The 8878-nt window shown below is 48.0% G+C and carries 8 protein-coding genes; all 8 read right to left on the reverse strand.

What is annotated here, in order from left to right:
- Positions 1-143 precede the first annotated feature (143 nt).
- The gene (locus DW835_RS16335; RefSeq protein ID WP_118504844.1) at positions 144-1205 is read right to left on the reverse strand and encodes an electron transfer flavoprotein subunit alpha/FixB family protein; all 1062 of its coding nucleotides are present in this window, start codon (positions 1203-1205) and stop codon (positions 144-146) included.
- Between the two features lie 15 nt (positions 1206-1220).
- Positions 1221-2006 carry an electron transfer flavoprotein subunit beta/FixA family protein gene (locus tag DW835_RS16340; protein ID WP_022313181.1) on the reverse strand — a complete coding sequence of 262 codons (786 nt, stop codon included), beginning with the start codon at positions 2004-2006 and terminating at the stop codon, positions 1221-1223.
- 51 nt (positions 2007-2057) lie between these two features.
- Positions 2058-3224 carry an acyl-CoA dehydrogenase gene (locus DW835_RS16345; RefSeq protein ID WP_022313182.1) on the reverse strand — a complete coding sequence of 389 codons (1167 nt, stop codon included), beginning with the start codon at positions 3222-3224 and terminating at the stop codon, positions 2058-2060.
- A 97-nt stretch (positions 3225-3321) separates the two neighbouring features.
- On the reverse strand, positions 3322-4194 hold the full coding sequence (locus DW835_RS16350; protein ID WP_022313183.1) for a 3-hydroxyacyl-CoA dehydrogenase NAD-binding domain-containing protein: 873 nt from the start codon (positions 4192-4194) through the stop codon (positions 3322-3324).
- 40 nt (positions 4195-4234) lie between these two features.
- Positions 4235-5059 (reverse strand): enoyl-CoA hydratase-related protein, encoded by an 825-nt coding sequence (locus DW835_RS16355; RefSeq protein WP_118731441.1) that lies wholly within the window; start codon positions 5057-5059, stop codon positions 4235-4237.
- An 89-nt stretch (positions 5060-5148) separates the two neighbouring features.
- Positions 5149-6333, reverse strand: a complete 1185-nt coding sequence (locus DW835_RS16360; RefSeq protein ID WP_022313185.1) for an acetyl-CoA C-acetyltransferase — start codon at positions 6331-6333, stop codon at positions 5149-5151.
- Between the two features lie 158 nt (positions 6334-6491).
- Positions 6492-7532, reverse strand: a complete 1041-nt coding sequence (locus DW835_RS16365; protein ID WP_022313186.1) for a M23 family metallopeptidase — start codon at positions 7530-7532, stop codon at positions 6492-6494.
- 165 nt (positions 7533-7697) lie between these two features.
- Positions 7698-8225, reverse strand: a complete 528-nt coding sequence (raiA, locus tag DW835_RS16370; protein ID WP_022313187.1) for a ribosome-associated translation inhibitor RaiA — start codon at positions 8223-8225, stop codon at positions 7698-7700.
- Positions 8226-8878: the final 653 nt, after the last annotated feature.

The following is an 8878-nucleotide window of genomic DNA, read 5'->3' on the forward strand; positions in this document are numbered from 1 at the left end:
TTTGCTTCCCTCAGCGCAAGCATACAAGGCAAGAAACTTGCACAAGTTGCATCAGTTTTTTGCAGAAAAGAACTCCGCCCGACTCCCGGACGGACCGGGGAATCAGACGGAGTTCTTATATGTTATTAATCCGTTGTTACGAATTAGTTTGCTGCCTTCTCAGCCTTTGCAGCCTTCAGCTGCTCGGTCAGAGCGGGAACTACCTTGTTCAGGTCGCCTACGATACCGTAGTCAGCCACATCGAAGATAGGCGCGGTCTCATCCTTGTTGATGGCAACAATGAGATCAGACTCTTCCATACCTGCTACATGCTGAATAGCACCGGAGATACCGATTGCGAAGTAGATCTGGGGACGAACGGTCTTACCGGTCTGTCCAACCTGCAGATCCTTGGGCTTCCAGCCGTTATCTACAACTGCACGGGAGCAGGATACGGTACCGCCCAGAACCTCTGCCAGATCCTCCAGGATCTTGAAGTTCTCTGCGCTGCCGACACCACGGCCGCCGGATACCAAGATCTTGGCATCCATGATGTCAACGGTATCGGATACAGCCTTAACGACTTCCTTGATGGTTACATATTTGTTGTTCGGAGTAAATCCGGGATTGTACTCTTCGATCACAGCCTTTGCACCTGCGATAGGAGCGATCTTCTGCATAACGCCGGGACGAACAGTTGCCATCTGAGGTCTGTTGTCAGGACATGCGATGGTAGCGATGGTGTTACCACCGAATGCAGGACGGGTCATCAGCAGCTGATTGTGCTTCTGCTCCTGTCCGGGGATAGCAACGAGAGGGAAATCACCGATTTCCAGTACGGTACAGTCTGCGGTCAGACCGGTCTGAACTCTTGCGGAAACGGTAGGGCCGAGGTCACGTCCGATAGCGGTTGCACCTACCAGAACGATCTCAGGCTTATATTTCTCAATAACAGATGCCAGTGCATGTGCATAAGGCTCGGTTCTGTAAGTCTCCAGTTCGGGATCGTCCACAAGGATTACCTTATCTGCGCCATACTCAGCCAGCTTATCTGCCAGATTCTTTACATTATAACCGATCAGAACCGCGGTTACCTCGGTCTCCAGCTTTGCAGCCAGCTCTTTACCTTTGCCGAGCAGCTCCAATGCGATACCGCTGATCTCATTGTCTACCTGCTGGGCGAACACATATACACCCTTGTATTCTTCAATATTATTGGTTACCATGGTTTGCCTCCTATATTAGATGATGTGCTTTTCTTTGAATTTAGCAACAATGTAAGCTGCTCCGTCTTCGGGTGAATCGGGAACGATCTTCTCACCTGCGCCCTTACGAACCTTATCGGATGCCTTTGCGATCTTGGTAGGAGATCCCTTCAGACCAAGGTTGCTGTCATCAACATCTTTCAGATCAGCTCTGCCCCAGGTAGTGATCTCTGCCTTGCATGCATCGAAGATTCCGCCGGGAGTCATATAACGAGGCTTATTCAGCTCGGACAGTGCAGTGATCAGGCAGGGCATCTGAGCCTCTACTACATGATATCTGTCATCATACTGTCTCTGAACGATCACCTTGTCTCCCTCAACCTTGATGTCCTGTGCATAAGAGATTACGGGAAGTCCCAGATGCTCAGCGATCTGAGGACCAACCTGTGCGGTATCACCATCAATTGCCTGACGACCGGTAATGATCAGATCATAGTCAAGGTTTCTCAGTGCACCTGCAATGGTAGTGGAAGTAGCCCAGGTATCAGCACCACCCAGTACTCTGTCGGTAACCAGAATTGCTTTGTCAGCGCCCATAGCCAGCGCCTCACGAAGAGCATCTGCTGCCTTGGGAAGACCCATGGTCAGTACGGTAACTTCTGCGCCGAACTCGTCCTTCAGCTTCAGTGCAGCTTCCAGACCAGCCTTATCATCGGGATTCATGATAGCAAGCATTGCGCCTCTGTCAAGAGTTCCGTCAGGATTGAATTTAACACCGCCCTTGGTATCGGGCACCTGCTTAATACAAACAACAATCTTCATTGTATTTTCTCCTTACTTTTCTAATAAAATTTCCGACAAATGCCTGCTTGCTTATTTCAGCAGATCTGCGGAGATAACCATTCTCTGAACTTCGGAAGTACCCTCGTAGATCTCGGTGATCTTTGCATCACGCATCATACGTTCAACTTCGTACTCTCTGATGTAACCGTAACCACCGTGCAGCTGAACAGCCTTGGTAGTAACTTCCATAGCAACCTCAGCAGCATACAGCTTAGCCATAGCAGCTTCTACAGAGTAAGAGATCTTAGGATTGGTCTTGTACTCGTCCTTCTTGCGTGCAGCCTTGTATACCAGCATCTTGGCAGCTTCCACCTTGGTAGCCATATCAGCCAGCTGGAACTGTGTATTCTGGAATCCGGAAATGGACTTTCCGAACTGCTTTCTTTCCTTGGTGTAAGCAACGGTTCTCTCCAGAGCGCCCTCTGCAATACCCAGAGCCTGGGAAGCGATACCGATACGTCCGCCGTCCAGAGTGTGCATTGCGATCTTGAATCCCTGTCCCTGCTTACCAAGCATATTCTCCTTGGGGATACGGCAGTCGGTGAAGATCAGCTCGTAAGTGGAAGAACCCTTGATACCCATCTTCTTCTCTTTGGTACCGAAGGTAAATCCGGGAGTACCTTTCTCAACGATAAAGGAAGAAATCTCCTTCATCTTTCTGCCTCTCTTCTCTACGATACCGGTAACTGCGATCACGATATATACATCAGCTTCTTTACCGTTGGTGATGAAGCACTTGGATCCGTTGATGACCCACTCGTCACCATCTAATACAGCCTTAGTCTGCTGTCCCTGAGCATCGGTACCTGCACCGGGCTCGGTCAGACCGAAAGCACCGATCTTACGGCCGCTTGCCAGATCGGGAACATATTTCTTCTTCTGATCCTCAGTACCGAAGGTCATGATAGGATCGATACACAGAGAGGTATGTGCGGATACGATAACGCCGGTGGTTGCACAAACCTTGGAAAGCTCCTCAACACACATAGCGTAGGTCAGGGTATCACAGCCCTGTCCGCCGTACTCCTTGGGAACGGGAATTCCCATGAAGCCGTACTTAGCCATCTTCTCAACGGTCTCTCTGGGGAAGGTTTCGGTCTCGTCAACTTCCTGCGCAAGAGGTTTTACTTCGTTCTCGGCGAACTCTTTGAACAGCTGTCTCGCCATCTCATGCTCTTTGGATAATGTAAAATCCATGATGTTAATCCTCCATTGTTATTTATACTTGGTTGTAATTATGAACTTAGACTGTCCAGAGCCGTATCCGGCTCCGAACAGTTATTTTACCTTTTGCCTACTGTGCATCCACAGGAGTCTTGGTGCGGTCTGCATTGTATACATAGAAGCCCTTGCCGGTCTTCACACCAAGGTTACCGCCGCGAACCATCTTACGGATCAGAGGGCATGCACGATACTTGCTGTCGCCGGTCTCGTTGTACAGAACATCCATGATGGCAAGGCAGATATCCAGTCCTACGAAATCGCCCAGTTCCAGGGGTCCCATGGGATGATTAGCGCCCAGCTTCATAGCTGCGTCGATACCTGCGATATCGGATACACCTTCCATCTTGATGAAAGCTGCTTCATTGATCATAGGGATCAGGATACGGTTAACAACAAAGCCTGCTGCCTCGTTCACCTGTACGGGAGTCTTGCCGATCTCTTCGGAGATCTTCTTGATGGTATCCACGGTCTCTGCGGGAGTATTCACACCTGCAATTACCTCAACCAGCTTCATACGGTCTGCGGGATTGAAGAAGTGCATACCGATCAGAGGACGGGTCAGTCCGTTGCCGATCTCGGTAATGGAAAGGCTGGAAGTGTTGGAAGCAAATACACACTCGGGCTTGCAGATCTTGTCCAGCTCACCGAAGGTGGTCTTCTTAACTTCCATATTCTCAAATGCAGCTTCTACGATCAGATCGCAGTCTGCACACAGATCTTCCTTCAGGCCCGGAGTGATCTTAGCTACGATAGCGTCAACTGCTTCCTGAGTCATCTTTCCTTTTTCTACCAGTCTTGCATAGCCTTTTACGATCTTGGCCTTGCCGCCGTCAGCCCACTCCTGCTTGATATCGCAAAGAGCTACTTCATATCCGTCTACCTGGGCAAATGCCTTTGCAATGCCCTGTCCCATAGTACCTGCACCGATAATACCTACTTTCATGGTAAATCCTCCTGATTTTATACTTTTATATTCGTAATGATTAGCAGTTCTTAAAAGGCTCTTTTACCTTCTCCTTGTTCTTGTCAAGGAAGAAAGCCATGCCATACTTCTGATCTTCTGTCTCGAAGCAGTCTCCGAACAGCTTCTCTTCAATGACTACTGCCTGATCCATATCTGCATCCAGGCCATCATTAATAGCCTTCTTGCAGTTGCGTACAGCGATGGGAGCGTTCTTGGCGATGGTCGCTGCCATCTTCTGTGCTGCTGCCAGCATTACTTCCTGTGCGCTCTTTACTACATTGCCATCAGCATCAACCTCGGCGCTGTATACCTCATTTACCAGACCGATTCTGTAAGCGTCTGCCGCCTTGATATTACGTGCGGTGTAGATCATCTGCTTTGCCATGCCTGCACCTACCAGACGAGCCAGTCTCTGGGTTCCACCGAAGCCGGGAGTGATTCCCAGTCCTACTTCGGGCTGTCCGAATACTGCATTATCGGAACAGATTCTGATATCACAGCTCATGGAGATCTCACATCCACCACCCAGAGCGAAGCCGTTGACAGCTGCGATCACGGGAATGGGGAAGGTCTCGATCTTGCGGAACACATCGTTACCCTTCTTGCCGAATGCTTCGCCTTCTGCCTTGGTCAGGCTGCTCATCTCTCCGATATCTGCGCCTGCCACGAAGGACTTAGCACCTGCACCGGTGATCACCAGGCAGCGAACCGTTGCCAGATCTACTGCATCCAATGTAGCGTTCAGTTCATCCAGCACCTGAGAATTCAGTGCGTTCAGTGCTTTCTCACGGTTAATGGTGATAGTTGCCACATTACCATTCTGCTCATACAAAATGTAATCCATGTTTTTACCTCATTTCACATTTCTATTCGTGTTTTCAAAACCACACTAAGGCGATAGAGATTCTACCGCCCCAGCGAATATTTATAAAATTAATCCTCGATCTTAACGATGGTGGAGCAGCCCATGCCACCGCCGATGCACAGAGTAGCCAGACCGGTCTTGGCACCTCTTGCCTGCATCTCATGCAGCAGAGTTACCAGGATACGGCATCCGGAAGCTCCTACGGGATGACCCAGTGCGATAGCACCACCGTTGGGGTTCAGCTGCTTATCTACATCAATGCCCAGTTCCTTACCAACTGCTACGGACTGTGCTGCGAATGCTTCGTTAGCCTCGATGATATCGAAGTCTTCGATCTTCATACCGGTCTTAGCCATTACCTTCTTGGTAGAAGCTACAGGGCCGATACCCATAACCTCGGGACGAACACCAGCCAGAGCGCCTGCTACGAAAGTAGCCATAGGCTTAACGCCCAGCTCCTTAGCCTTCTCTTCGCTCATAACAACGATAGCTGCTGCACCGTCGTTGATACCGGAAGCGTTACCTGCGGTAACGAATCCACCGGGATTGATGGCACGAAGCTTAGCCAGACCTTCGATGGTAGAACCATGACGAGGGCCTTCATCGGTATCGAATACGATGGTCTCTTTTTTCTTCTTAACTTCTACGGGAACGATCTCTGCCTTGAAGGCGCCGTTCTTCTGAGCTTCTTCAGCCTTTAACTGGCTCTTTAATGCGAACTCATCCAGTTCTTCACGGGTAAGTCCCCACTCTTCGCAGATGTTGTCTGCGGTCTTGATCATATGATAATCATTGAAAGCATCCCAAAGTGCATCTTTGATCATGGTATCAACCATGGTTGCGTTACCCATACGATATCCGTAACGTCCCTGAGGAATTGCGTAAGGAGCCATGGACATGTTCTCCATACCACCTGCTACTACGATATCTGCATCACCGGCCATGATCATCTGTGCCGCCTGGTTCACACAGTTCAGGCCAGAACCACATACCACGTTCATGGTAACTGCGGGAACTTCGATGGGAAGTCCGGCTTTGATAGCTGCCTGACGTGCTACGTTCTGTCCCTGGCCAGCCTGGATTACACATCCCATATATACCTGGTCAACTGCTTCGGGAGCAACGCCTGCTCTCTTCAGAGCCTCCTTGATAACGATTGCGCCCAGCTCCGGTGCAGGAGTTGTGCTTAAGGTTCCGCCCATGGTACCGATTGCGGTACGGCAAGCGCCTGCTAATACAACTTTCTTTGCCATTTGTTTGTCCTCCACTTTTTGTTTTCGTTTGGTTTGCTTTCTGAAATGTAGATTGTTATTTTTTTATCATTTCACTGTCCCCATTTTAACATAGCGAAATCTGTTTTGCAATGCTTTTGTCAAAAAAATAACAAAATAACAAATGAAATTTTTAGAAATCAGAATTCACGGATTTTTGTAGTGCGGATCCACTCTCTTGTTCCCTCGACTTTCTGCACTTCCTGCGTGTGTTTTGCCAGAAAACAGGTCAGCGGATAGACATCGATCCAGATCTCGTTGTCACTCTCTTTCTGTTCTTCATCAAAGACCAGTTCCAATCCCCAGTGCAGATGGGTTACTTCTATATTATTTACATTTTCTGTGGTACTGTAACCGGTATGTCCCATATAACCGATCACATCCCCCGCCGTCACCACGCTGCCTTCTTCCAGTCCTTCCGCATAGGGGTAGTTCTGCCGCAGATGTGCATAGTAATAGTAGCGCTTATTATCAAAGCTGCGGATACCAATGCGCCAGCCGCCGTACTGGTTCCAGCCCAGGGCTTCCACAGTGCCGGACTCGACAGCAATGATAGGTACACCGACGAGCCCCATCATGTCATGGCCCAGATGCCTTCGTTTATATCCGTAGCTTCTTCCCGCCCCGAAATCATCATAATGAGTATAATCAAATCCTCTCGCAATGGGGCAATAACCTTTTAATCCGTATTTTTTCTGCCAGGTGCTCTGTCCGTCTTCTCCGATCACCTCTGCCTCGTATTCTCCCACCAGTCCTCCCAGCGCCGCGCTGTAAGCTTCCAGATAATACGGATAGTATTTCATATCTTTTGTGAGAGTTTCTATCTCTGCCTCTCCCTCCGCCAGCTTCTCCGACGTCTCGTTCAGGATCTTCAGCGCCTTTTTGTCAAATTCCCCTCCGGTTCTGGCTGCGGTATATGCAAGCAGCGGGATCCACTCCACATGATGTTCCGTGTCAAACGTATCCACATCCCAGTCATATGCCTGGCAGAGCGCTTCATAGGATACGGTAAAGTCCACCCATTTGATATAATCCTTTCCCGCAGCCGAGGTCGCGGTGACCACCGCCTGTTCCATGCTTTCTGTCCGCCCTGTCTCCCTGAGCAGAAATGCTCCCATCATTATAAATAGAAGCATCACCTCTGCCCGGATCCATGCCCGCATTCTCTTTTCTCTGTCCATTCCCTGTCCTGCTCTCAGTTCCTCCTTACAGGTTATGTTTCTGATTTTTCCGGTATTCAGACAATTCGAAAATCTCCGGGGCATATCATTTCCCATACAACAAAACAGCCTGCCGGAAACTCCGGCAGGCTGTAAATTTGTCTTTATTTAATTTTCTGTCCGGTTTTATACTTCCGGCTCGATCAGTCCGTAGGTATCGCCCTTTCTCTTGTACACTACATTTACCTGATCTGTCTCTGCGTTGCAGAATACGAAGAAGTTGTGTCCCAACAGTTCCATCTGAATGCAGGCATCCTCGGGATACATGGGCTTGATATCGAACTTCTTGGTACGAACGATCTTGATCTCGTCATCGTCTGTGTAATCATTCTCTACATAGGCTTTGCTGAAAGAAGCTGCCGCCTGCTGTTTGTCAACGATCTTGTTCTTATATTTTTTCAACTGTCTCTCAATGATCTCTTCCACCAGATCAATGGATACATACATATCGTTGCTTACCTGCTCCGAACGGATAATGCTTCCCTTTACCGGAATGGTCACCTCAATTTTCTGACGTTCTTTTTCAACGCTTAATGTTACATGTACTTCTGTGTCGGGATTGAAATACTTGTCCAGCTTGCCGATCTTTTCCTCCACTGCTGCTCTTAATCCTGGTGTAACTTCGATGTTTCTGCCAACAATAATAAACTTCATGCTGATCATCCCTTCCAAGTATTTATTTACAAGGTTTTATGTAGCATCCCTTGTATTTATTGTATAGTCATTATAGCACAATAGCACAGCTTTTTGCAACAATTTAAGAAGTTTTTTACTTGTTTTTGACATTCTGTATGTCAACCCTAAAATCGACAAATCCTGTCATTTTACTATTTTTATTACATGTTCACAAAACATTTGTTCCTGTTTTTTCGTAAATTTATCCCCCTTGCAGTGCCGGTTTTTCTGTGGATAATGTGTATAACTTGGTGTATAAGTAACTTTTATCCTATTTTCTGGCATTTTGGATGTGGATAACTTATTTTGTATTTAAATTTCTTTTCTGTCGTTTTTACGTTCGTGTCACTTTTTTTGTATACTTTGTATAGTTCCGTTTTGTCAATCCCCATTTCATCGCGTAACAATATTTTGACAAATTGCACAATTCGTTATACAACTTATAGTTTTTTGCCTTATCGGCACTTAAGTTCCACTGTCCCCACAGCATCCTGTCCACATGGAAAATAAACCGACCACATGACACGGTGCAATCGAGTAGTCTCGCTCATCGTATACACAAAAAAGCACTGTGTGTTTCCACACAGTGCCCAGGCTGTAGACAAAGCGCCTTCCTGCGAGGGAGCTTTTCT

It is taken from the genome of Clostridium sp. AM34-9AC (assembly GCF_003480225.1).
In the GTDB taxonomy this organism is placed as follows: domain Bacteria; phylum Bacillota; class Clostridia; order Lachnospirales; family Lachnospiraceae; genus Acetatifactor; species Acetatifactor acetigignens.

Coding starts and splice junctions, on each gene's coding strand:
- DW835_RS16365 (WP_022313186.1), bottom strand. CDS start 7,532: ATGGACAGAGAAAAGAGAATGCGGGCATGGATCCGGGCAGAGGTGATG.
- DW835_RS16335 (WP_118504844.1), bottom strand. CDS start 1,205: ATGGTAACCAATAATATTGAAGAATACAAGGGTGTATATGTGTTCGCC.
- DW835_RS16345 (WP_022313182.1), bottom strand. CDS start 3,224: ATGGATTTTACATTATCCAAAGAGCATGAGATGGCGAGACAGCTGTTC.
- DW835_RS16360 (WP_022313185.1), bottom strand. CDS start 6,333: ATGGCAAAGAAAGTTGTATTAGCAGGCGCTTGCCGTACCGCAATCGGT.
- raiA (WP_022313187.1), bottom strand. CDS start 8,225: ATGAAGTTTATTATTGTTGGCAGAAACATCGAAGTTACACCAGGATTA.
- DW835_RS16350 (WP_022313183.1), bottom strand. CDS start 4,194: ATGAAAGTAGGTATTATCGGTGCAGGTACTATGGGACAGGGCATTGCA.
- DW835_RS16355 (WP_118731441.1), bottom strand. CDS start 5,059: ATGGATTACATTTTGTATGAGCAGAATGGTAATGTGGCAACTATCACC.
- DW835_RS16340 (WP_022313181.1), bottom strand. CDS start 2,006: ATGAAGATTGTTGTTTGTATTAAGCAGGTGCCCGATACCAAGGGCGGT.